Annotated in this window: 21 protein-coding genes, 3 tRNA genes and 1 pseudogene; 13 read left to right on the forward strand and 12 right to left on the reverse strand. The window is 26.8% G+C overall.

All coding sequences use genetic code 11. The annotated features are described in order from the left end of the window. Positions 1-52 precede the first annotated feature (52 nt). The 7 genes from CINFORN2912_RS00795 (at position 53) to tadA (ending at position 3,168) form a co-directional block, all read left to right on the forward strand. Positions 53-129: transfer RNA gene (locus CINFORN2912_RS00795), tRNA-Ile, on the forward strand. Positions 130-139: 10 nt separating this feature from the next. Further along, a tRNA-Ala gene (locus tag CINFORN2912_RS00800) sits at positions 140-212 on the forward strand. A 270-nt stretch (positions 213-482) separates the two neighbouring features. After that, positions 483-1,184: a DNA polymerase III subunit epsilon gene (gene dnaQ / locus CINFORN2912_RS00805; RefSeq protein ID WP_075433767.1), complete on the forward strand. Its 702-nt coding sequence runs from the start codon at positions 483-485 to the stop codon at positions 1,182-1,184. Positions 1,185-1,284: 100 nt separating this feature from the next. Then, positions 1,285-1,358: transfer RNA gene (locus CINFORN2912_RS00810), tRNA-Asp, on the forward strand. Between the two features lie 173 nt (positions 1,359-1,531). Next, entirely contained in the window at positions 1,532-2,083 is a 552-nt protein-coding gene (locus CINFORN2912_RS00815; RefSeq protein ID WP_075433768.1) for a nucleotide exchange factor GrpE, read from the forward strand. Positions 2,084-2,207: 124 nt separating this feature from the next. Then, positions 2,208-2,651: an SsrA-binding protein SmpB gene (smpB, locus tag CINFORN2912_RS00820; protein ID WP_280144519.1), complete on the forward strand. Its 444-nt coding sequence runs from the start codon at positions 2,208-2,210 to the stop codon at positions 2,649-2,651. Between the two features lie 43 nt (positions 2,652-2,694). After that, positions 2,695-3,168: a tRNA adenosine(34) deaminase TadA gene (gene tadA / locus CINFORN2912_RS00825; RefSeq protein WP_075433771.1), complete on the forward strand. Its 474-nt coding sequence runs from the start codon at positions 2,695-2,697 to the stop codon at positions 3,166-3,168. A gap of 13 nt (positions 3,169-3,181) precedes the next feature. Here the strand turns inward: tadA and acpS are convergent, their stop codons facing one another. From acpS to lepA, 5 genes are all read right to left on the reverse strand, one after another. Further along, positions 3,182-3,562 (reverse strand): holo-ACP synthase, encoded by a 381-nt coding sequence (acpS, locus tag CINFORN2912_RS00830; RefSeq protein ID WP_075433772.1) that lies wholly within the window; start codon positions 3,560-3,562, stop codon positions 3,182-3,184. 23 nt (positions 3,563-3,585) lie between these two features. After that, complete coding sequence (era, locus tag CINFORN2912_RS00835; protein WP_075433774.1) at positions 3,586-4,443, reverse strand: GTPase Era; 858 nt, start codon at positions 4,441-4,443, stop codon at positions 3,586-3,588. Between the two features lie 7 nt (positions 4,444-4,450). Further along, entirely contained in the window at positions 4,451-5,131 is a 681-nt protein-coding gene (gene rnc, locus CINFORN2912_RS00840; RefSeq protein WP_075433775.1) for a ribonuclease III, read from the reverse strand. An 81-nt stretch (positions 5,132-5,212) separates the two neighbouring features. Then, positions 5,213-6,103 (reverse strand): signal peptidase I, encoded by an 891-nt coding sequence (gene lepB / locus CINFORN2912_RS00845; protein WP_075433777.1) that lies wholly within the window; start codon positions 6,101-6,103, stop codon positions 5,213-5,215. A 24-nt stretch (positions 6,104-6,127) separates the two neighbouring features. Next, positions 6,128-7,918 carry a translation elongation factor 4 gene (lepA, locus tag CINFORN2912_RS00850; protein WP_075433778.1) on the reverse strand — a complete coding sequence of 597 codons (1,791 nt, stop codon included), beginning with the start codon at positions 7,916-7,918 and terminating at the stop codon, positions 6,128-6,130. 316 nt (positions 7,919-8,234) lie between these two features. Between lepA and mnmA the strand changes: the two genes are divergently transcribed. The 5 genes and pseudogenes from mnmA to lipA all read left to right on the forward strand — a co-directional run bounded on the left by mnmA (position 8,235) and on the right by lipA (position 15,094). After that, positions 8,235-9,338, forward strand: coding sequence for a tRNA 2-thiouridine(34) synthase MnmA (gene mnmA / locus CINFORN2912_RS00855; protein WP_075433780.1), 1,104 nt, complete (start codon positions 8,235-8,237; stop codon positions 9,336-9,338). A gap of 234 nt (positions 9,339-9,572) precedes the next feature. Continuing rightward, a complete protein-coding gene (locus tag CINFORN2912_RS00860) occupies positions 9,573-10,337 on the forward strand; it encodes an enoyl-ACP reductase FabI (RefSeq protein ID WP_075433782.1) in 765 nt (254 codons plus the stop codon). Positions 10,338-10,657: 320 nt separating this feature from the next. After that, entirely contained in the window at positions 10,658-12,607 is a 1,950-nt protein-coding gene (locus tag CINFORN2912_RS00865; RefSeq protein ID WP_075433784.1) for an exoribonuclease II, read from the forward strand. A 908-nt stretch (positions 12,608-13,515) separates the two neighbouring features. Further along, positions 13,516-14,081, forward strand: a pseudogene (lipB, locus tag CINFORN2912_RS02150) (lipoyl(octanoyl) transferase LipB). Positions 14,082-14,176: 95 nt separating this feature from the next. Further along, positions 14,177-15,094 carry a lipoyl synthase gene (gene lipA, locus CINFORN2912_RS00880; protein WP_075433788.1) on the forward strand — a complete coding sequence of 306 codons (918 nt, stop codon included), beginning with the start codon at positions 14,177-14,179 and terminating at the stop codon, positions 15,092-15,094. Positions 15,095-15,248: 154 nt separating this feature from the next. On the opposite strand, the gene sppA is transcribed toward lipA, so the two are convergent. The 7 genes from sppA to trpD all read right to left on the reverse strand — a co-directional run bounded on the left by sppA (position 15,249) and on the right by trpD (position 23,382). Then, positions 15,249-17,120 carry a signal peptide peptidase SppA gene (gene sppA, locus CINFORN2912_RS00885; protein ID WP_075433790.1) on the reverse strand — a complete coding sequence of 624 codons (1,872 nt, stop codon included), beginning with the start codon at positions 17,118-17,120 and terminating at the stop codon, positions 15,249-15,251. A gap of 311 nt (positions 17,121-17,431) precedes the next feature. Then, positions 17,432-17,833 carry a hotdog domain-containing protein gene (locus CINFORN2912_RS00890; protein WP_082253677.1) on the reverse strand — a complete coding sequence of 134 codons (402 nt, stop codon included), beginning with the start codon at positions 17,831-17,833 and terminating at the stop codon, positions 17,432-17,434. 246 nt (positions 17,834-18,079) lie between these two features. Further along, positions 18,080-18,829: a YciC family protein gene (locus CINFORN2912_RS00895; RefSeq protein WP_075433792.1), complete on the reverse strand. Its 750-nt coding sequence runs from the start codon at positions 18,827-18,829 to the stop codon at positions 18,080-18,082. A 113-nt stretch (positions 18,830-18,942) separates the two neighbouring features. After that, complete coding sequence (gene trpA, locus CINFORN2912_RS00900; protein WP_075433794.1) at positions 18,943-19,764, reverse strand: tryptophan synthase subunit alpha; 822 nt, start codon at positions 19,762-19,764, stop codon at positions 18,943-18,945. Then, entirely contained in the window at positions 19,748-20,956 is a 1,209-nt protein-coding gene (trpB, locus tag CINFORN2912_RS00905; protein WP_075433795.1) for a tryptophan synthase subunit beta, read from the reverse strand. Before trpB ends, trpA begins: the two co-directional genes overlap by 17 nt. A 15-nt stretch (positions 20,957-20,971) precedes the next feature. Then, positions 20,972-22,363: a bifunctional indole-3-glycerol-phosphate synthase TrpC/phosphoribosylanthranilate isomerase TrpF gene (gene trpCF / locus CINFORN2912_RS00910; RefSeq protein ID WP_075433797.1), complete on the reverse strand. Its 1,392-nt coding sequence runs from the start codon at positions 22,361-22,363 to the stop codon at positions 20,972-20,974. Positions 22,364-22,380: 17 nt separating this feature from the next. Then, entirely contained in the window at positions 22,381-23,382 is a 1,002-nt protein-coding gene (gene trpD, locus CINFORN2912_RS00915) for an anthranilate phosphoribosyltransferase (protein WP_075433798.1), read from the reverse strand. A gap of 1,273 nt (positions 23,383-24,655) precedes the next feature. On the opposite strand from trpD, the gene CINFORN2912_RS00920 reads away from it, so the two are divergent. Beyond that, on the forward strand, positions 24,656-25,387 hold the full coding sequence (locus CINFORN2912_RS00920) for a pseudouridine synthase (protein ID WP_075433800.1): 732 nt from the start codon (positions 24,656-24,658) through the stop codon (positions 25,385-25,387). Positions 25,388-25,409: the final 22 nt, after the last annotated feature.

The raw sequence follows: 25,409 nt of genomic DNA on the forward strand, positions 1-25,409 counted from the left end.
AAAACGTTTGATTGGATTGCGCCCACATAAATTTTTTGATCTATATCTAAACAGGCTTGTAGCTCAGCCGGTTAGAGCACACCCCTGATAAGGGTGAGGTCGGTGGTTCAAGTCCACTCAGGCCTACCACATTACATAAGGGGCTATAGCTCAGCTGGGAGAGCGCCTGCTTTGCACGCAGGAGGTCAGCGGTTCAATCCCGCTTAGCTCCAATTTTAAAAAATTTTTTAAATCCAGCTTATATTATAATTTTTGTTATTAATTATATTTTTATTTTTATTTACCCCTCCTTGAAATTTTTATTTATTTGATTAAATATATTTATATTTAAAATAAAAAATTTTAAATAAAAAAATTTCTATTTTTTTACAAAAAAAATATTATTTTTTATTTTATAAATTAATATATATTTTTATATCAATATTTTTACGTGTACGTAATCTTGTATTTTATTAAAAATAATTGCTCAAGTAATAAACATGATGAACCAGGAAAAATTAAGACAAGTTATTCTGGATATAGAAACAACAGGAATGAACCAACAAGGTTGCGTCTATTTAAATCATAAAGTTATTGAAATTGGTATAATTGAATTAGTTAATAGAAAATATACTGGCAAATATTTACATTACTACTTAAATCCAGGTCGAACAGTTGATCCCGAGGCATATAAGATTCACGGAATTTCTGACAGTTTTTTACTACCAAAACCAACTTTTCGCGACGTATGTGCTAATGTTATTAATTTTATTAATAATTCGGAAATTATTGTACATAATGCTGCTTTTGATATTAGTTTTTTAGATTATGAATTAAGTTTTGTAGATAGTTTAAATAAAAATATTAGTCACCTCAGTATAATTACTGACACTTTAGTAATTGCTAGACAATTATTTCCGGGAAAAAAAAATTCTTTGGATGCACTATGCCGAAGATATAAAATATTTAATGTTAATAGAAAGTTTCATAGCGCTTTATTAGATGCTAAAATATTAATGAAAATATATTTATATTTGACTAGTCGTCAAAATGAAATTGAATTTCAAGTTCATGAAAGCGTTTTAAATATAAAAACAATTAATAAAAAAAATATAAACACCAATACATCTTTAAAAATTACCTATGCTTCTCAGTCTGAGTGTACTAAACATAGTGAATACATGCAAAGGATTCAAAAAAAGTAATTTTTAGCTATATTATTAATTATTAATTATTAATGATTTATTGTTTGTCTTGACTATTATACAAAAAATATATAACATACAATTATTTAAAGATACTAAGGGTGCGGTAGTTCAGTCGGTTAGAATATCGGCCTGTCACGCCGGGGGTCGCGGGTTCGAATCCCGTCCGCACCGAAAAGCTATTGATGATTAAACGTAGAATACTATTTTTTGCATAATTTTTATCAAATTATCTAATAAAATAATTAGAATTGTATTTTTCGTTTCAAACAAAATGTTTTTATTAAACCATAATAATTATTTTTTTCTATTAAATATTTTTTACAGTATAATGCGGAAATATAATTATGAACTGCGATGATATGATTAATAATTCAGTTGTGGATAAAAAAAAAAATAATTCCTTGAATAGTGAATTATTATTAGATGAATCACTTTTATTAGAAAAGAAAAAAACATTATTAGATTTAGAAAAAAAACTTTTAAATAAATCTAATAAATATAATGAAAATCTTTCTAAGTTAAAAGAAAGATTGCAAAAAAAAATCAATATTACTCACAACTTCTTTTTAGAAAAATATTTTTTATCTATTTTACCAATTGTGGATAGCATTGATTCAGCAGAAGATTTATTAAATGATTCTTGTAATGATTACTCGGATATTTATGTCCAGATAAAAGATATTCAAAAAAATTTTTTATCAATTTTTACAAAATATCAAGTTTCAGTGATTAACTTAGTAAACATTTCATTTAATCCTGATATTCATCAAGCAATATCGATTGATTTTTCTAAAAAATATCCAAATAACTATATTTCCCGAATTATTCAAAAAGGTTATTTGTTAAAAAATCGATTATTACGTCCGGCTTTGGTATCTGTATCTCAAATTAACTAAAATATATTTTATTTTATATTCTTTTAAAAAATACACCCTGTGTTTAATAGATATATCTATACGTTTATTTTTTTTGAGGAAAAATGTTGAATGATTATAAAAAAAAAAGTTCATTAAAAGTTTTATAAACAAGAAAGCTAAATATAATTTTGATATTAAAAAAACTATTACTTCAGGAATTGTTTTAGAAGGATGGGAAGTAAAATCTATTCGTTCAGGCTTAGTTCAAATTACACAAGGACATGTTATCTTTCAAAACCACGAAGCCTATTTAATAGGGGTAATATTTCAGCCTTTAATAACTGTTTCTGATTTATTCACTAGTCCGCCTGATCGAAAAAGAAAATTATTATTAAATAAAAAAGAAATTAATATGTTAGAAATATTTTGTAACAAAAAAAGATATACAATTATTCCAATTAAATTATTTTGGTTGCGTTCATGGTGTAAAATTATTTTAGGAATAGCAAAAGGAAAATCTAAAAGAGATAAGCGTTTAGATAAAAAAAATAATTCTTGGAAAATAGAAAAATCAAAAATAATACGCCGTATTTCTCTAAATAAATAATTTAGAAGAAAACAAATTTTATATCTTAATTTATAAGGTTTTTATGATTATGGTTTTAAACGATCAGTATTGGATGAAAAAAGCATTAAAAAAAGCTTTTTATGGAAAAAAAAAAGGCGAAATACCGATCGGTTCTATTTTAGTAAAAAATAATTGTTTAATTAGTGCATCGTGGAATTCTTGCATTTCTTTATTTGATGCTAGCGCTCATGCAGAAATTCTAGTGATGAGAAGGGCTGGAAAAAAATTAAAAAACTATAGATTAAATAATACTGCTTTATATGTAACACACGAACCATGTTTTATGTGTTCTGATGCTATTATTAACGCTAGAATAGAAAAAGTTGTCTATGGTTCGTATAGTTTTAAAAAAAATAATTTTTCGTATTTCATGAATTTTTTATATAAGAATAATATCAAACATCATATCAAAGAAATAAAATCAGGTGTTTTATTTCATGAATGCTCAAGTATATTAAATAATTTTTTTAAAGAAAAGAGACTTAAGTCAAAATAATAGTTTTTTTTAATTACTTTTCTAGTATTACTATGGAATAGGCATATCTAGAGGAATCAGTAACACTTAAAAAAATTTTTTTTGCTTGGATTTTGTTGAACACTATTTCAGCATATCCAGACATATTAAGCGTTGGTTGTCCCGATAAATAATGGATTACTTCGCAACTCTTTAAAAATATGTCTTTGTGTATTCCAATTCCCATAGCTTTTGCCGCTGCTTCTTTCGCAGTAAATCTTTTGGCTAAAAAAGCATCTTTTTGATCTGAACGAAAATATTCTTGTAACTCTCTTGTTGACAAAATTTTATTTGGTATTTTCATTCCGTGATTTAAAATTAATCTTTTAAAACGACTGATATCAACGATATCAGTTCCTAAACCTAATATAGACATATATTTTTCCTATTTTTTTTATTTCAATGTGCGTGAATTTTTTTAATTGTAACTTGTATTTTTAAATCAATTTTATTTTTTAAAAATTTTTGTATCTTTATTTTTGAATAATCAATACATTGCTGAATTTTTTTTCCATTGCTTCCAATGATAATTTTTTTATGCCTGTGATTCTTTGTTTTCACTATACCCAGAATAGTATATTTTTTTTTATCATCTTGATAAAAATTTATAACGGATATCGAAAAAGAGTACGTTAATTCTTTGTTAAGTAAATTAATTAAAGTTTCTCTTATTATTTCTTCTACTAAAAATTTAGTAGTACAAGTTGTTTTTTGATAAGCTGGGTACTTATGAGCCCGTTCAGGCAATAATGTATTTATATAGTTTAGCAAATTTTCTACCAATACATTCTTTTTAGCCGAAATCAAAAAAATTTCTTTATTAGGTATTAGCGTATTCATCTTTAAAAGAAACGGCAGTAATAGCTTTTTATTTTTGACTAAATCAATTTTATTAATAGCTAAAATATATTTAATTTTTTGTTTTTGAATATATTCTAATAATTTATTTTCTTGCTGAGTCCAAATAAAACTAGTGATTAAAAAAATTATTATATTAGTTTCATTAATTAAATTAAATGTATTGCTTAATTTTTTTTTGTCAATATTATTGTATCTGCACTGTAATCCCGGCGAATCAATTAGTTCATATTGAATATTTTTTAATGTATAAATACCAGTAATATGATTTTGTGTAGTATGGACTTTGTGTGAAACGATAGACAGTTTAGATTTAATGAACTTATTGAATAAAGTAGATTTACCTACATTTGTTCGACCGACTATAATAATTTTTCCAAACACAGTTTTTTTTTTCATATTACTTTTATTCTACCTCTAGCCTAATCAATGCGTTTTGAGCAGCATCTTGTTCGGCTTTTCTTCGGCTAGCCCCAATGCCAATTAACATTTCTGGTAAACCATTTATTTTACAATAAATTGTAAAAATTTGGTTATGAGCTGCGCCATATATTTGTCCGATATTGTATATAGGTAATGGAAAGTGTTTAGATTGTAAATATTCCTGTAGCCTCGTTTTAGGATCTTTTTTTGTTCCTACTGGATTCATTTTTTTAAATCTCGTTTTATACCATTGTAATACTATTCTTTCAACAGTATAAATATTACTATCTAAAAATATACTGGCGATAATGGCTTCAATAGTATTAGCGAGTATAGATTCTCGCTTAAATCCCCCGCTTTTTTTTTCTCCCTGTCCTAATTTTAAGTATTTTCCAAGAGAAAATTCAGATGCTATTGCTGCCAGGGTATTTCCGCGCACTAGAGTAGCGCGCATGCGACTCATTCCTCCTTCATTTAATTGAGGAAAATGATGATATAATGCTTTTGCTATAACAAAACTAAGAATAGAATCACCTAAAAATTCTAGTCTTTCGTTGTGTTTAATGCTAGCGCTTCTATGCGTTAGGGCATGCGTCAATAATGACGCGTTAGTAAAAGCATAACCGAGAAATTTTTGTAGTTTGTTTATTACTATTGGATTCATAATGCACCAGTTAAAAATTAGATGAATAAGATATTTTATTTTTTAAATTAAATTGTCGGAACAAAAAAATATTACAGCGCTCTATAAAATATTTTTAAACATTCTATTCCAGCGTATGCTTAAAAGCCAAGGTGCATGATCGTAATTAAAGCTAAACCATACATACTTTGCTTTTCCTAAAATGTTCTCTCTAGAAATTAATCCCCATTGCCTGCTATCTGAACTACAATCTCTATTATCTCCTACAACAAAATATTTATTTTCCGGAATTGTCCATTCTAATGTTTGTAAATGATTTTCTTCCTCATTACTAGAAATATAATTTTTCATACCATGTACTACTTGCATATAATATACATTCTTAATATTGTTTTCTGTGCGTTTTTCTGATGCTTTACCGCGATGCATATGGATTGAATGTAAGGTTATTTGTGATTTTTTACTTTCATTAAGAGTACTTAAAGATTTTTTTTCTTCTTGTTTTTGAGGATTAGATATATTTTTATTATATTTATTTTTTCTCATAACTGTTAATATTTTGCTCCATGGATCATAAGAAATGGTATCTCCAGGCATTCCGATAATGCGTTTAACATAACTTAGTCGTGTATCTTTAGAGCCTTTAAAAACTACAATATCGTTACGAGCTGGTTGATAGCTAGTTCTCCAAGTCTTATTCATTATTTGTTTAGGATCAACAAATAATTTTTGCACCAGCACACAGTCTCCAGTTAATAATGTTGGTTCCATAGAATTAGAGGCAATAATGAATGATTCAAATACGAATAAGCGCATACCGGTGATAAAAATTAAGATTGGAAAATTGCTTGCTAACGATCTAGTCCATGTGTTGGTACAAATAGCTTTTTTCTTGAAAAAATAACAATAACAATCTTGAATATGATTAAATAACCAAAATAAACTTGTAATTCCTGTTAAAAGCACTAATGTATACGTCGTATATAATCTCATGTGAGTTAAAGTTCCTTATAATAACTAATCTATTTTTAAAATTGAAAAAAATATTTCTTGAGGAATCGATACTTTTCCAATAATCTTCATTCTTTTTTTTCCCTTTTTCTGTTTTTGTAATAATTTTTTTTTTCGACTAATATCCCCTCCATAACATTTTGATAATACATTTTTTCTTAACTGTTGTATATTCGCTCTGGCTATAATATTATTTTCAATAGAGGCTTGTATTGGTACATTAAATTGATGCCTAGGAATCATTTGTGCAATTTTTTCTATTATTCGCCTAGAATATTGTATGGCATATTTTCTATAACATATAAAAGTTAATGCGTCAATTTTGTTTTTATTAACTAATATATCAATTTTAACTAAATCACTAGCTTTAAAACCTATAAAGTTATATTCTAGCGATGCGTATCCGCTGGAAATAGATTTTAATTGATCAAAAAAATTTGAAATTACTTCTGATAATGGTATTTCATATTGAATAATAGTTTTATTAACATGATATGTTAAGTTTTTTTGAAAACCTCTTTTTTTAATACATAAATTTATAATTTCTCCTATATATTTTGTAGGTGTTAAAATATTACACAAAGCTACAGGCTCTCTGATTTCAGAAATTAAATTTGCAGGAGGAAATTTTGCTGGATTTTCTAAATAAATTTTTTGCTTTTTTTTATTAAGTATAATTTCATATACTACTGTTGGAGTAGTTAAGATGATATCTATGTTGTACTCTCTCTCTAGCCGTGATTGGATAATTTCCATGTGTAATAACCCCAAAAAACCACATCTAAATCCAAATCCAAGCGCTTGAGAAGTTTCTGGTTCGTAAAACAAAGAAGAATCATTTAATTTTAACTTATTTAAAGCTTGTTTAAATTGATTATATTGATTATTTTGCATTGGAAACAAACCAGCATAAATTTTTGGTTTAATTTTTTGAAAACCCGGCAAAGCCAAAGAAGACGGGTTTATTAATGACGTAATGGTTTCACCCACTAATGCCGAATGTATATTTTTAATTCCGCAAATTAACCAACCAACTTCTCCACAGAATAATGCTGTTTTTACATGTCGCTTAGGAGTAAAAATGCCTAATTGTTCAACTTGATAAACTTTTTTAGTCCTCATTATTACAATTTTATCTTTTATTTTTATAGATCCGTTTTTTACTCTTATTAAAGATACTACGCCTAAATATTTATCAAACCAAGAATCAATGATTAAAGCCTGTAAAGGATTACTGCTACTTCCTTCCGGAGACGGAATAATAGTTATAATTTTTTCCAATAATTGTGATATTCCTTCACCTGTTTTTGCAGAACATCGAACAGCATTTTGTGTTGAAATACCAATAATATTTTCTATATCATGGCATACTTGGCCCGGAGATGCATTAGGCAAATCAATTTTATTAACAACAGGTAAAATAACCAAATTCATTTTTACAGCGCTACGGCAATTAGCAACTGTCTGCGCTTGTACGCTTTGAGTAGCGTCTATTACTAATAAAGCTCCTTCGCATGCAGATAATGAACGTGAAACTTCGTAAGCAAAATTAACATGACCTGGTGTATCAATAAAATTCAAGTAAAAATTTTTTCCTGCCTTGGAACGGTATTTAATTGTTACGCTTTGCGCCTTAATGGTAATGCCTCGTTCTCGCTCCAGATCCATAGTATCTAGCACTTGATTTGACATTTCTCTTACAGACAAACCTCCGCATGTCTGTATTAGTCTATCAGATAAAGTTGATTTGCCATGATCTATATGAGCAATAATAGAAAAATTTCTTATATATTTCATTATATCAATAATATACCCGGAGTTTTAATTTAAATTTAATCATTTCTGATATTTAAATGATGATCAATTTTATTCATTGAAAATATAATCTAGCAGTTTTAATAAAAATATTTATAATTATAATATACATGTTTATATATAATATATATATTATAATTAGAAATAAATAAAAATTTTTATTTATTTTATTTATTTGTCTAAAAATAATTTTTTTAAGTCAACATTATAGCTAATATAGAGTTGATTATGTATGGTACTATACAAGTCTTGCTATGTTATATTAATAAATCAACAAAAGGTATTTATAAAATAACAAATGTATGAAAAAAAAAAAGTAATATTAGCAATGTCAGGAGGAGTAGACTCATCTGTGTCAGCATGGCTGTTATTAAAAAAGGGATATGCTGTAGAGGGTTTATTTATGAAGAATTGGGATGAAGACGATTCTGAAAATTATTGTTCTGCAAAAATTGACTATAAGGATGCTCAATCAGTATGTAAAAAATTAGGTATTGCGCTGCATTCAATTAATTTTTCTATGGAATATTGGGAGCAAGTATTCAAGAAATTTATTGCAGGATACAAAAAAGGAGATACACCTAATCCCGATATTTTATGTAATAAAATGATAAAATTTAAATTATGTTTTAATTTTGCATTAAAACATTTACAATCTGATTATTTTGCTACAGGACATTATGCTTCAATCAAAAAACATAAAAAAAAATACTTTTTATATAAAGCTGCAGACCTACAAAAAGACCAAAGTTATTTTTTATATACGCTGACATCAAGGATTTTATCAAAAGTTTTATTTCCGTTATCTCAAATAAAAAAAATACAGACACGTAGAATTGCTAAAAAAATACAATTATGCGTATATAAGAAAAAAGATTCTACAGGTATTTGTTTTATTCAACCTAAAAAATTTAATTCATTTTTAAACAAATATATCCCATATAAAATAGGAAGAATATTAACAATGTCTGGAGAGTTTTTGGGTGTACATCTTGGATATGCATATTATACTATTGGTCAAAGAAAAGGATTAAATATTGGAGGAAAAAAAAATAAGAATATGTATCCTTGGTACGTAGTAAAAAAGGATATTAATACAAATACTATTTTTGCAGTACAAGGATCTAGAAACCCATATTTATTATCGTTTGGCTTTTTTACAAAAAAAATTCATTGGATTAATTTAATTTTCAATCATTCTTTTTTAACGTGTACAGTAAAAATGAAATATCGACAAGAACCTGTATTGTGTCAAATAATTTTAGATAAAAAGCACTCTAGTCAAGTACTGTTTAAAGAACCAAGCGTATTCGTTACAGCCGGTCAGTCTGCCGTTTTTTATCATCATGAACAATGTTTAGGGGGAGCCATTATAAAAAAGAGTATAGCGTATTTACCGTAATTAAGAATTTTATATAAATCTAAATCTTAAACTGTTTTAGTGGTGGAGATGTAGTTATTATTTTTACAATACAGCTATCATAATTTATGATGAATTCATTTTTTTATAATTTTAATATCTTTAAGTTATGTATATAGAATACACGATAGAAATATAGTGATATATAAAAATTGGTTTCTAAATTTTCTTAATGATACATTTTTATTTCTGCTTATATAAGGTATATTGTATCAAATGACTTTTTTAACAAATAAAAAAATTTTAATTTTCGGCATTAAAAACAATTTTTCTATTGCTTACGGAATAGCATTATCCATGTATCAACAAAACGCTAATTTAGCTTTTGTGTATCATAATAAAAAATCAAAAAAAAACATTGCGCAACTAGCAAGCCAAGTTCGATCTAAAATAATTTTATATTGTGATATAAATTCAGATAATTCAATCAATCATTTGTTCAAACATTTGTCGGAACTATGGGGCACATTTGACGGAATTGTCCACTCGATAGCATATACGCCAACGCTACAATTACATCATGACTACCTTGATATCATCAATCGTAAAGACTTTTTAAACGCCCACGAAACTAATTCTTTTAGCCTGGTGGCCTTAGTAAAGGCTGCTAAAGATTTTTTGAATCAAAATTCTTCTATTGTTACTATATCATATATCGGAGCCATTAAATATGTTCCTTATTATAACATAATGGGAATTGTAAAAGCATCTTTAGAATCCAACGTAAGATATTTAGCTTTTTCAATGGGAAAAAAAAAAATAAGAGTTAATGCCATTTCTGCCGGAGCTATCAAAACAACTTCTTCATATGGTATAAAAAGTTTTTATAAAATATTAGTTTCCGATAAAAAAAAATCTCCTTTAAATAAAACTATTACTAGTCAAGAAATTGGTAATGTAGCAGCATTTTTGTGTTCTAACTTATCTAGCGGGATAACGGGTCAAGTAATATTTGTAGATGCAGGAATCAATATCGCATAAGGATTTTGCTAAAATAGACTATATACACGACAAGTTTATTTTATGAGCATATTTAGTTATTTTAATTAATTAAAGAAACGTATATTTTATATAGGGTATGTGTTTACACAAATAAAAATTCATATTTTAAAATACAAATAGTATACTATTATATAATATAAATACAAATGTATATTTTAATAATATATTAGCGTCATTAACAAATATATTTTTATCAAAATAAAAAATTTATTTTTTAAAATAATAGCGCATGAACACTTCTATTTTATTTTATTTTTATGTTTTCTTAATAGCGTTAAAGATAATTAGGTTATGAAATTATGTTTCAGGATAATCCTTTGCTTATACAACTCAAGAATAAGTTAAGTAAAAAAAAGATTAAAGTAGAAGGGGTGGTAAAGAGCACCACTAAAGGCTTTGGTTTTTTAGAAGTTAATGCTAAAACCACATATTTTATTCCCTCTAAAAATATGCAAAAAGTTATTCATGGTGATAGAATAATTGCATCTATTGAAAAAAAAAATAATAGAGAAATTGTTTATCCTGAAAAATTAATAGAACCATTTTTAAAAAGATTTATTGGATCTATATTTAAAAAAAATAACTGTATATATATACAGCCAAATTATCCATATGTAAAGAATATTATATTTCATCGATATAAAACTTTGATATCCAGATCTTGGAAAGATGGAGATTGGGTAATAGCTGAATTAAAAAAACATAGCTTAAGAGATAACAATTATTTTAGTGTTAATATTATTGAATTTATTTCTGAAAAAAACAATCCTTTATCACCATGGCACGTGATTTTGTCTAAACATAATCTAGAAAAAAAATCTCCAAAATGTAATTGTTTAAATTATCTTCCAAGCCAAGTTTTGAATAGTAATCGCATAGATTTAACTAATCTGGATTTTATTACGATTGATAATTATCACACTCAAGATATTGATGACGCTTTATTCGTAGAAGAAGTTGATTCAAAAAAACTAATTCTTACCGTGGCTATCGCAGATCCTACTGAATACGTATCGGTTGATACTGAGATAGATAATGTTGCTAAAAAACGTGTGTTTACGAATTATTTACCCGGATTAAGTATATCCATGCTACCAAGGATATTATCGGAAGATATCTGCTCTCTACAGCCCGATGTAACAAGGCCGGTTTTAGCGTGCAAAATAATAATTTCCCCTAATGGTCGAATTATTAAAAAAAAAACGAAATTCTTTTTAGCATGGATTAGGTCTCAGAGCAAATTATCTTATGAACAAGTATCTGATTGGTTAGAGCAATCGGGACACTGGAAACCAAAAAATAAAAATATTGAAAAACAAATATTGTTGTTAAAAAAAATATACAAAATTAGAAATTTATGGAGAAAGAAAAATGCATTAATATTTGCTGATCAGCCAGAATATAGGTTTCATATATCTAAAAATTGGAAAATTTTAAATATTTCTGCAGAAAAAAGAAGAATAGCGCATAAAATGATTGAAGAATCTATGATTTCTGCTAATATTTGCGCAGCTAATTTTTTAAATCAATCACTAGGTTTTGGTTTATATAATACTCATTCTGGTTTTGATCTTCTTAATGCTAAAAATGCAGTTGTATTTTTAAAAAAATATGATATTGTTTTTACCCCAGAAGAAATTATGACTTTGTCAGGATTTTGTAAGCTTAAGAGATTATTAGCGAAATTATCTAACAAATACGTAGATTATAGGATTCGTCGATTTCAATCTTTTGGCGAAATTAGCTTTAAGTCAAAACCCCACTTTTCATTAGGACTATCCTCCTATGCGACTTGGACCTCTCCGATTAGAAAATATAGTGATATGATTAATCATAGATTAATAAAATCTGTAATTACTGGAAATCATTGTATCGCCCCCCCTGATAATGTATTAATATCACATATTATGGACCGTAAGCGAAAAAATAGAATTGCAGTGAGAGAGATAGAAGAATGGTTGTATGCAGAGTTTTTTTATAATCAAGATTATAATAATAAATATTATCAGGCAGATATTACAGATATTTCTCGGGGAGGAATTAGAGCGCGTTTATTAAAAAATGGAGCATTTATTTTTATCCCCGCGTCTTTTATTCATAAAATTCGCGATGAATTAGTATGCAGCCCAGAGTATGGGGTAGTATATCTAAAAAATAAAGTTTATTGTCGAGTATCCGATACTATCACTGTATATTTACTAGAAATTAAACACGAAACAAAAACAATTATTGCGTCTTTAATTAACTAATATATAATAGAATTAGTGAAATGTGAAATATATTGATAAATAGATTTTATTAAAATGTAATAAAATCAAAATCAATAGATATTTATACATTTTATAGTATATTATGCAGTAAACCTATCATTAGGAGATTATAATATGAATTTTTTGAATATTGATAATATTACAGATTTTAGTGTATTTATAAGCCTTTTTATTATCATAAACCTTATGGGAATACTTCTAATTTTTTTCTCCGCAAAAAATTTATATAAATCAAGTTTAGTTCAGAAACTTAAACAACTTACTTACGATACTTCAGAAATAATTTTATGTCCGCCATCTTTTTAAATTATTTAATTGCTAAATTTTTCTAATATTTTTACGAAAAGTTGAAATCTGTTTAGCACTTGATTCACGCTAAACAACTATTTTAGCCTTTAAATAAAAGATGGATTTTAGCAACAAAGAAAAATTAATAAAATTGTAACTGAATAAAGTTTTTTATTTTTTCATATTCTTATATCCATTCCTGTAAAGAATAGATATAAGATGTGTTAGTAACGATGATGATTTAAGAAATATTAAGCAATAATGTAATTTATCGGCTATTCTAATTATTATATAAACAAAATCATGATTTTTATATCAAGAGATGCAAAAAATATCATAATATCATTAGAATAAAAATTTTAATTATATGAATTACTTATGTTGTACGCACTGAAAAATCATACAATTTCCGCTCCATTCAACACCAAAGACGATAAAAATAATTTTTATATTTACTGAAATTTACCCTTTTGTTAAATTATTAAATTTAATTTTTATGCTTCTATTAACGAATATTTAAACAATAGTTTTATCAAAAAAATATGAATATTATAGTTCGACATTTAGGGTTATTCCCTTGGTCCGTTACAGCAGCTCAAATGGAAAAATTTACTAAAAACAGAAATAAAAATACTATAGATGAATTATGGCTTGTAGAACATTATCCTATATTTACCTATGGAGTTTCCGAAAATAGTTATTCTATGCCTAACATTAAGAATATACCGGTTGTTCCTTCCAGTAGAGGGGGGAAAATAACGTATCACGGCCCGGGACAATTAATAATATATTTCTTGCTTGACTTAAGAAGAAAGAATATCAGATTCTATGAATTAGTAAAAAAAATAGAAATTGTAATTATTCACTTGCTTAAAGATTTAAAAATATCCTCACATTTAATTAATGGCTGGCCTGGAGTATATGTAAAAAAAAAAAAATTTGTTCCCTGGGTTTTCGGGTAGTAAAAGGTTATTCGTTACATGGTTTAGCATTAAACGTTGACATGAATTTAATGCCGTTTAATTATATTTATCCTTGTGGAAATAAAAATATTTCCATGACACAAATAAAAAATTTTAAAAAAAATATTACTATGGAAGCTACTCAAAGCATTTTTATGAAAAACTTCTGTTTTTTTTTTAATTATTTAGCTATATATGTTTAATGATTAATCAACGCGTACATATATATACATGTATGAAAAATACATTATGTATATTATTTTCTTATTTTAAGTTAATCAACAAATATTAAAGACGGATGAATATGTTTCGAAAAAAAAATATATATACTATACCTACGATTTTATCTTCGAATCAAAAGAAAACTATTTTAAAAAAACCCAAATGGTTAAAAGTTAAAGTACCATCTAATTTAAACACGATAAATAATATTAAAAACATACTTAAACAAAACTCATTACATTCAGTGTGTGAAGAAGCTCATTGCCCTAATTTACCTGAATGTTTTCATCAGGGAACGGCAACTTTTATGATTTTAGGCTCTATATGTACTCGTAAATGTCCTTTCTGCGCTGTAAAAAAGGGAAGAGCTTTAAAGGTCGATGTAAATGAGCCAAAAAAAATATTTCAAGTCGTAAAAGAATTAAATTTAAAATACGTTGTTCTAACATCAGTTTCTCGAGATGACTTAAAAGATAGCGGGGCTAAACATTTTTATCGATGTATTTCTGAAATTAGAAAAAAAAAAAATATCAAAGTAGAAATCCTTGTTCCTGATTTTAGAGGAAAAGAAAAAATAGCCTTAAATATCATTAATAAATGCCCTCCTGACGTTTTTAATCATAATCTTGAAAATGTTCCGAGGTTATATAATAAAGTTCGACCAGGTGCTAATTATTCTAATTCATTAAACTTATTATATGAATTTAAAAAAATAAATCCGAGTATACCTACAAAATCTGGATTAATGCTAGGACTAGGAGAACGCGTCTGTGAAGTCATTTCTGTACTAAAAGACTTAAAATCAGTAGGAGTATCCATTATTACTATTGGGCAATATATGCAGCCTAGTGCATCCCATTTGCCTGTTAAACAATATTTTACTTATCAAGAATTTAACGATTTTCAAAATATTGCGCTATCTTTAGGGTTTTCTCGTGTATTCTGCGGCCCCTTAGTTCGATCATCATATCACGCTGACCAACAGTATTTATGATATCAAATACCGAAGAAAAATATTTAACTTATAACTATATAATACAATCTTAATAACGATTAAGATGAAGTTAGTTAAAAAAGAACACCAAAAAAAAAGTATTATTTTTAAAATTTTTATTGGTGTTTTTATATTTTTTAATTATTAGTGAAAATTATTTCAAAGTGTAATTATTAGGGAAAAAAGACATTAATTGATTTGTGTGCATCACTTTCCAAGCTTGAGTCAAGTAGTTGTATACTAAAAAAACTTTGTTCATGAATGGAACAGAAAAAAATATTTTTAGAATATTTTGAAACGCAGCTTGTATACATATATTAGTAATTTTTTTAACTGTGCTTAGAGCAGTAGCTGGAACATGAGCCCATACCACATGGTAGTTCTTAAGATGAGCTAATTGAGCTGCTTTATCTACAGCAGTATCTAGATCTCCAATTTCATCAACTAATCCTATCTTTTTGGCGCTAACTCCTGTCCATACCCGCCCCCTAGCTATTTTATGTACTTGATTCGGGGATTTATGTCTAGATTTGGATACGAGATTAATAAATTTTTTATATCCACAACCAATCTCGAAGTTAATTTTTTTTTCCTGGTTTTTGGAAAGATTATTTAATGAACTATTATTATGAGCATTATGAGTGGATACGACTACATTTGTTATTCCTAGAGTAGATAGTAATCGCTCAAAAGTAAATATTGTAGCAAAAATTCCAATAGAACCGGTTATTGTTGTGGGATGCGCTATTATGTAATCTCCAGCAGTTGCTACCCAGTAACCCCCCGAAGCACAAACATCTCCCATAGAAATTACTAAAGGTTTCTTATGTTCATGTAAATGACATAGTTTTTTTCTAATCATTTCAGAGCTACCTACGTTTCCTCCGGGACTATTAATTCGTAATACTACTGCTTTAACATTATCATCATGCTCTGCTATATTTATTTCTTTTAATACGCGTGAAATATCCATAGCATTGTTATCCTTTGGATTAAGTTCTCCAAGTGCTCCATTAGCTGCGATAATAGCAATTTTATTTGTATTATTTTGTTGTTTTTCATAATTAAAAGCATAATCATTAATATTGGTATAGCTGTAATCATCTTTTTTTACATTTTTTGTAAAAATAGTAGGAATAATTTTTTGCAAAGCTTTTTTATGAATGATAGAGTCAACTAAATGACGATGTAAAGCATATTTAGCTTTATCATTGGTTTTTTTTGTTAAAAATTTCAGTTCATCATCAACATCTAGGTCCATGTCTTGAATTGGAATCAGTCTATTTTTAGCAATAATTTGCAAAAATTTTTTCCATTTATAGTTACAACATAATTGATCTATTTTTTTGCTTTCTGGTGATGGAGAATTTCTTAAAAAGGGCTCAACAGCAGATTTGTATTTTCCTACCCTAAACACATGCGCATGCACGTTTAACATATTTAAAAAATCCTTAAAATACATTATATTATTACTTATTCCGTGTAAATCAATAGATCCGTGTTTAAATAAAAAAATTTTATCTGCAAAAGTCGATAAATAGTATGAGGATTGAGAATAATGATGACCTATAGCAATAACAGGCTTTTTAGATGTTTTAAATTCATTTATTTTTTTTCCAAGATATTCTAAAGTAACCTGATGACTAGTAGAGTTCTCGTCAGCTACTAGTAGCATACCTACTATCTTAGAATCAGTTTCAGATTGTTTAATTTTTTTTGCAATTTCAAAGACAGAAAGGTTTAGAGGGTTTTTCTTATTTGTGTTTAAAATACGATCGTAATTGCTACACTTAGATGGGTTATTACTTGGAGCTTGTTCAGTTAAAGAACTTAAGGGAATAACCAAGATTCCATTAGAGAAATTACTTAAGGGGGGTGTATAATCTTGGTTAAGATGCCATGCTAGCCAAACGCCCGTTCCTAGGAGTAGTAATAAAGCGCTATTAAAAATAATATTTTTAATAAATATCACTAATCTAAAGATTATTTTTATAATTTTTATTATAAAGCGGAATAATAGATTCATATTAATATTTAGTCCTTGTGAAACAAATAATGATTCTTAAAATACTCAAAATGATATACATTTATTGAGTTTATAAAGTGTTTTGTTGATATCGCGTAACATAAAAAAATAATTTATTTATATATATTGACTGAAAACTAATTATTTAATTATTTTAATAAGATTTTGAAAAAAAATATTAAAAATAATCATTTTATTCTATTTTTTTTAAAAAACAATTTAAAGTTGTAATTTAAAAAATATAGTATATTTACTGTCAATCAATGATTGATGCGTTATTAGCGCTATTGTAAACACAGAATAAATTATATTTATTGAAATTTTCTTGGTTTTCCGAATTTGTCTATAGCAACATAAACAAAAGTTGCGGTATTTGTACAATACGATAAACCGAAAGAATAATTATCAATTTTTTTAATCCATATCTCTATTTGAGTAGTAATAGAAGTATTTCCGATTTTCATGCAGCGTACATAACAGCTAACTAAATCGCCTGCTGATATTGGTTTTAAAAAATTTATTGCTTCTACATATACCGTAGAAACTTTACCCTTAGAAATTTCTTTGGCTAAAATACCCCCTCCTAAATCCATTTGGTACATAATCCATCCACCAAAAATGTTTCCATTAACATTTTTATACTTAGGCATAGCAAGAGTTTTTAACATTAAGTTTTTATCACACATAATACTACTATTTTTATAATTTAACATTTGTATCCGTTGATAAGATTACCAAAATTTTTTATTGAAAATTTTTTTTAATTGTATTTTAAATTTTATTAATTTTTTGTATAGAACATATATTTTATGAATAATTAATACTTTATGTATGAATATAATGATTCATAAATTTATAATTATATTCTTTGAATGCTTGTATTAATGATATTTATGTATTTATATTAATCTTTTATTGCAAGGTGTACAAAATTTATTTTTAATTTTTTCTTCATAAGCCTAAACAACACTTTTTTTTTGCAAAAGATATAATCGAAATAAACAGATAATAATGTAAGATAATCCAAGATTTAAAATAACATTTAGAACAAAAATATTTGTATAAACAGAAAACATAAAACAAAATTTAAATAATATTGTAACAAAAAACTTAAAAATGAATCGCAATATAATTGCGGGGAACACAATATATATATTGTCCCATGCAATTCTTGCACTGCTTCTTAGGGCGCCAAGAATACCATTATTATCCAGCAACAATATCATTGGAAAAGTAGCTAGCAGCATAGAGAATAATATTTTCAGAATAAAAAAATAACTAATATTTAATTCTATTAATAAATACTCTAGACCAATAATAGGTATTAATAAAAAAAAGAATTGACATGTTTTTTTTAAAACATAATAGTATTTTTGATACACAGTAAGATAAATAGATTTAAGAAAATATATAATAGAAGTATATAAAAAAGCAGCGCTTACGAGTAAACAAGTAACTTTCACGCGCTTCATATAAAAAATAATTTTTTTTTGATTTGCGTTAAGACGATACTGAATAACATGCGACCCTATTTTTTTAAAAGCATGCGCTTGATACAAAATAGATAAATCGGTTTTGTTTATATTTAACATATATTGTAAAAGTATATTAATGATTGCACTCAAAACAGATAACACAAATATATTTATTATGTTCTTCTTAAAAAATTGATATACGTCATACATCACAATATAAATGCTACATAACATATTCCCTCCCCCTCGATAAAAAATAACATACATATTTATTTAAACAAATAAATTATTTTTATTTTTTAAACATAAGAATATTTATATTTATTCGTAGTATTTTTTTTAATCTGTCATAGGTTATTTTTTGTTTCGTTTTTAAATTCAATTACTAGCTTTTTCATTCTACTAAACATTTTTGATGTATCTAATAAACTTTTTTCTATGATTTGAACAATACAAGAACCACATATAATTCCATGTATACCATTTTTTAATATATTTTTGATTTGATGAGCACGATGTATTCCGAATCCTTGTATTATAGGAGGTGACTGGTATTGTTTTAACTTTCTAATAACTTTTTTAAGCCAAGTGTTATGGGGGAATATTTTTTGCTTACCTGTAATTCCTGGTCGTGAAACCAGATAGATGTATGATGGATTTAGCTGTATTATTTTTTGAAGAAACTGGTTGTCGGCATTAGGCGGACAAATGAATATGGAAGAAATATTATTTTTTTGCGCCATCTCCTGAAAAATGCTTGATTCCTCTAAAGGCAGGTCTGCAATTAAAACAGAGTCTACACCTGAAGATCGACATAAAGAATAAAAATCTGATAGCTTTTTATTAAAAACTACATTAGAGTAAGTTAATAGACCGATAGGAATATGAGGATATTTTTTTCTGATTATATTTATCATATTAAAACAATCTTTAACCGTAATATTATGCTTCAATGCGCGTGTATGTGCATTTTGTATGATGATGCCATCAGCTATAGGGTCTGAAAAAGGAATACCTAATTCTAATGCATCCGCGCCGTTATTAATTAATATATCAATAATTTGTAAAGAAATTTTTATATTAGGATCCCCTAAAACGACAAAAGGTATAAAACAATATTCTTTTTTCAGGTATAAGTTGTGAAATAATAATTTATATCTTGATTTCATTGTATGGCTCATTTTTTTTGTTGATTTTTTTGTTAACAGTAGTCAAATCTTTATCGCCCCGTCCCGATAAATTAATTATAATAGTTTGTTTTTTATTAGGATTAGCCTGCATCAGCTTTAACCCATAGGCAATAGCGTGTGATGACTCTAAAGCCGGAATAATACCCTCTAGCTTAGAAGTGTATAAAAATGCATTTACTGCTTCTTCGTCTGTAATTGTGACATATTGTACTCTTTTTGTATGATTTAACCAAGCATGCTCTGGGCCCACAGAAGGAAAATCTAGACCAGCTGAAATAGACCAAGATTGATTAATTTGTCCGTCATTATCTTGCATCAGATATGACTTCATTCCAAAAAAAATTCCTAATTTTCCGGAATGAATAGGCGCTCCATGTTGATTAGTATGTAATCCCAGTCCTGCTGGCTCTACTCCAATTAATTTCACAGATTTTTGTTTAATAAATGGAGAAAAAATCCCAATAGCGTTAGAACCACCACCTACACATGCAATTACAAAATCAGGTAAAGCATGATTTTCTAATAAAATTTGTTTTTTAGCTTCTTGTCCAATAATTTTCTGATACTCTTTTACAATAGTTGGATACGGATGCGGACCTGCTGCCGTACCGATCATATAATGAGATGTAGAATAATTATTTGACCAATCTCTTATCGCAGCATTACAAGCGTCTTTGAGGGTTTTTGAACCCGATGTTACGGGAATTATTTGTGCTCCCAGTAATTTCATACGTAATACATTAGAGGACTGACGTAGCATATCTTTTTCGCCCATGTAAATACGACATTTTAATTGTAGTAACGCGCAGACAATTGCAGATGCTACGCCGTGTTGTCCTGCGCCCGTTTCTGCTATGATATGTTTTTTTTTCATTCGTTGAGCTAATAATGCCTGCCCTAAAACCTGATTAGTTTTATGGGCCCCGCCATGTAACAAATCTTCTCTTTTTAAATAAATCTTGGTATTTGTTTGGCTAGTAATATTTGTACATAAAGTTAACGGTGTAGGCCTTCCTGCGAAGGAGTGCAATAAATTATTGAGCTTTTTTTTAAAACATTCATCATGTTTTGATTCTACAAAAGCTTTCTCTAGTTCATATAACGCCGGCATTAAAATTTGAGGAACATACATTCCGCCGAATTTTCCAAAATAAGGATTTAAGATAGTCATATTTTTCGTTTTATTTTAAAGTAAATGAAGTAATTTTTTATTTTTTTTATAAAATCGCAGTATTCGAAATATTGATTTAATTTTTTTTGGATCTTTTCGTCCAGGTGATAACTCTAAACCCGTGTTAAAATCTAGCCCCCGAAAACCTAAAGTAGACGCTAAAAAACTATTTTTTAAATTTAATCCTCCTGCTAGCATCATATCGGCGATTTTAAAGGTTTTAATTAACCGCCAATCAAACGTTTGTCCGGTACCTCCGGCCTGATTGTCTAATAAATAACGATTAATATTAGAGTTAGTTTTTATAACAGTATCTTTTTTCATAGAAATCGCTTTCCAGATTCGCACACTTTTAGGTAATATCCTTTTTAATTTTTTAATAAATATATCGTCTTCTGTGCCATGTAATTGTACGGCATATAAATTAAATTGATCAACTTTATTTAAAATATATTGATGTGATTCGTTTCGAAAAATACCAATATATTTTAATTTGGTATAAGTAACAATTTCTTTAGCTTCCTGATTATAAATATATCGTGGAGATTTTGGAATAAAATTTAATCCACCATACACGCAGCCATATTTTTCTGCATATTGTGCTTCAAGAGGATTTTTTAAACCGCAGATTTTGTTTTCGCCATAAATTATTGAACGAGTAGCAGACTCTAAATTTTTAGATTTCATTAAGTGACTGCCAATTAAAAAACCATCTACAACTTTACTCAAATCCCTAACATCTGTATAGCTTGTAATTCCAGACTCACAAATAATAATTCTATCTTTTGGAATTAACTGTGCTATTTTTTTTGTTTTATGAATATCTACTGATAAATCTTTTAAATTTCTGTTATTAATTCCTATAACTTCTGCATTTAATGCTAATGCGCGCTTTAACTCCTCTATATTATTTATTTCGGTTAAAACGCCTAAATGCATTTGTTTGGCAATATTGGATAATTTCATATATGTAGCGTCATCTAGAATAGATAGCATTAAAAGAATAGCATTAGCTTTGTGATAACGAGCATAATATATTTGATATGGATCGATAAAAAAATCCTTACATAATAAAGGTTTTTTAGTATTTTCTCGAGCTTGTAATAAATATTCAAAATTACCATGAAAAAACTTTTCTTCGGTAATGACGGAAATAATATCAGCATATTTGTCATAAACATTTATGATTTTAGAAATATTGAATTTTTTATTAATAATTCCATTTGACGGTGATGATTGTTTGCACTCCAAAATAAATGCCGGGTGATTTTTTTTTAAATGATCTTTAAATGATATTCTTGATTTTTCAATTTTTTTTTCAAACGAAAGCAGTGGTATATTTTTTTTTTGATATTGAATCCATTGATATGTACTGGTTAATATTTTAGACAGTATATTGTTTTTCATAAAATGACCTAATTAGATTATTGATATAATCGAGATAATTGAAGCACAAAGTCATAAATTTTACCCGTTTTAATAAACTCTAAAATATTTAATGTATTTTCTCGGAGATTCTCACTACCTAAGACTTTCATTAGTAATGAAACGTTAATAGCTATAGTGCGAACATAAGTTTTTTCTCCAGACCCTTGAAATAATTTTATAGTTTCAAGATAATTTTCTTCTGAAGTTTTATTTAAAATATATTTTTTAGGACATTTTTGTAATCCAAAATCCTCCGGAGATAATATATATTCAGTAACATTATTATTATTTAATTCTACTACATGCGTATTAGCGTGTAAGGTAGCTTCGTCCATTCCTCCGCTATGAACTATAATGGCTCTCTTGTACTTTAAAGTAGCTAATATTTTAGCGTATATTAACATTAATTCTATTTTATAAACTCCAATTAATGCATGCTTGGGTTGTATTGGATTTAAAAGAGGGCCCAGTATATTAAATATCGTTTTTGTTTTCAGCAAACTACGAACTTTAGAAACGTTCTTAAAATGATCCAAATAAAAGTTAGCTAACAAAAAACAAACGTTATATTTATCTAGAGAGTAAATTGCCTGCTTCACAGGAATCTCTAAATTAAAATTTAATTTTTTTAATAAATTTGCAGAACCTAGATTATGAAATGATCCTACGTTACACATTTTTGCTATTTTAATCCCATAACACGCTGCTACAATCGCGCTAACTGTAGAAATATTAAAACTATTTTTTTGATCACCTCCAGTACCAACAATGTCTACAACACAATAGCTCGGCTTAGGAAAATTCTTGATATGTTGAATAACTAATTTTCTAGCTCCTAATATTTCTTCATATGTTTCTGATCTGGCCGATAAAATTGCTAATACAGCAGCGATTTGTATGTCGTTTAATTTTTTATAAAAAATATTATGAAACAAAGTATAACTTTCAATTTCGCTTAAATATTCTCCACTATAAATTTTTTTTAAAATTTTTTTCATATCTTCTTCTACAAAAATTGTTATTTGATAATGAAATTTAATTTAATACTAATTGAACTATTTAGTTTTTTAAAATGAGTAGTAATGTATTTGAGGTATTAAAAATATGAGAGATAACTGAATATGGATTTTTATTAAATGATCCGAATATTTATTATAAATATTTTTACTATCTGGATAGAATTGATTTAATTTATATAATTTTATAAATGAACCTAATTATTAACTAGAGGTATTAAAATAAGGTCATTAGAAAATCATTTATTATCTTTTAAAAAAAATATTGTATACGAGCTCCTACTTTTGAACAAATGGATTATATTTCTCACACAAATGATAATTATCATTTCAAAAACTTAGATTACTGCAGCATTCATGATTAATTATATTTAAAATGATTAAATGAATTTCATAATATGTTTGTATTACGGTTGATAATGAATAATTTTTTCTTAATTAATAATTTTTGTTTTTTTATTTTCTTCCGTATATGAATCATCTTTAATAAAAAAAATATTAATATTATTTTGATTTTTATAATATATTTTAACATGTCTATTACTATATTACCATGATGCTTAATAATTAAAAAAAAATAGCTAAATGTCTTTCAAGAAAAGAACGTGAGTTTAGAGTATTTTTTATTATCAATAATACAAGAAAAAAAATATTTTTCAACATTAATTGACATCAGGAGTTTATTTGTAGATCAAATACTTTTTATTCTTATACCGATATATATTTTACATGTTAGAATCTGAACTCCTTAAAATATTATATTTTTATTTTTTCTAGAGCTCTAGATATTAACCAAATTTAAAAATTTCTAATATATTTAGCTTAGTATCTTTGCTTTAAGTCATTTTATTAAATGTTTATAATAGCATTCATTGGTTTGAATATGTGTATTGTTTTTCTGATATTGTGTGATTTGTTTGTCCTATACGCTGCGCAAATGCCAGCTAGTTATTTTTTCTGTTGTAGACTAATTTTATAGTGAAATATTATTAAGTAAGACTTGTAAAAACGGTATTCTTTTTTACTTTTATAAACACGTAATTTTTAGGGTTAAAAAAAATATTTATATAGTCGAAAATATTTAACAAGCAATACTTTAAACCCTGTAATTAAAAGTTTATTGATAAAATATATAACTGTTAATATAAATTTGATTACAAGTATTATTATAATTACAGCAGTTTTTAATTAGAAAATTATTTCTTTATAATCAAGATGTGTATTGTGTATACAAAAACATTGGGGGGATCATGCTATGAAAGAAAAAATTCAAAAAATTTTATCTAATTGCGGACTGGAATCACGCCGCAATATTGAAAAAAAAATAAACCTAGGGTTGTTAAAAGTAAACGGAAAACTTGTATTTTTAGGAGAACGTTTTAGAAAAAAGGATATAAAATATATTATTTTCAATAAAAAAAAATTTTTTTTAAAAAATGATTGCATAAAAATTATTATGTATAACAAACCGATAGGAGAAATATGCACTACAAAAGATGCTTTTGGCAGAACAACTGTATTCAAGAATTTGCCTAAATTACTAAATTCTAAATGGATCAGCGTTGGTCGTTTAGATATCAATACATCAGGTTTATTGCTATTTACTAATTTTGGTGAATTAGCGTATCGCTTAATGCATCCTAGTTATATGATCAAGCGAGAATATTTAGTCCAAGTTTCCGGAAAAGTATTAAAAAAAAAAATTTTTATGCTTTTGTCGGGGATAAAAATAAATAATTCTATTTCTAAATTTTACGAAGTGACTATGATTCAGAATCAAAAAAAAAACAAATGGTATAAGGTATCTTTATTTCAAGGAAAAAATAAAGAAGTTCGATTACTATGGAATGCTGTAAACATTACAGTGCACAGATTAATTCGCATTAGTTACGGACCAATACAGTTACCTAAAAATTTAAAGTTAGGAACTTTCGTAAAATTAAGCACTTTAGAGAAAAAAAATTTAATTAAATTAGTGAACTTATAAAAACTTATAATTACTAAACATA

The sequence above is a fragment of the Buchnera aphidicola genome (genome assembly GCF_900128725.1).
In the GTDB taxonomy this organism is placed as follows: Bacteria; Pseudomonadota; Gammaproteobacteria; order Enterobacterales; family Enterobacteriaceae; genus Buchnera_F; species Buchnera_F aphidicola_K.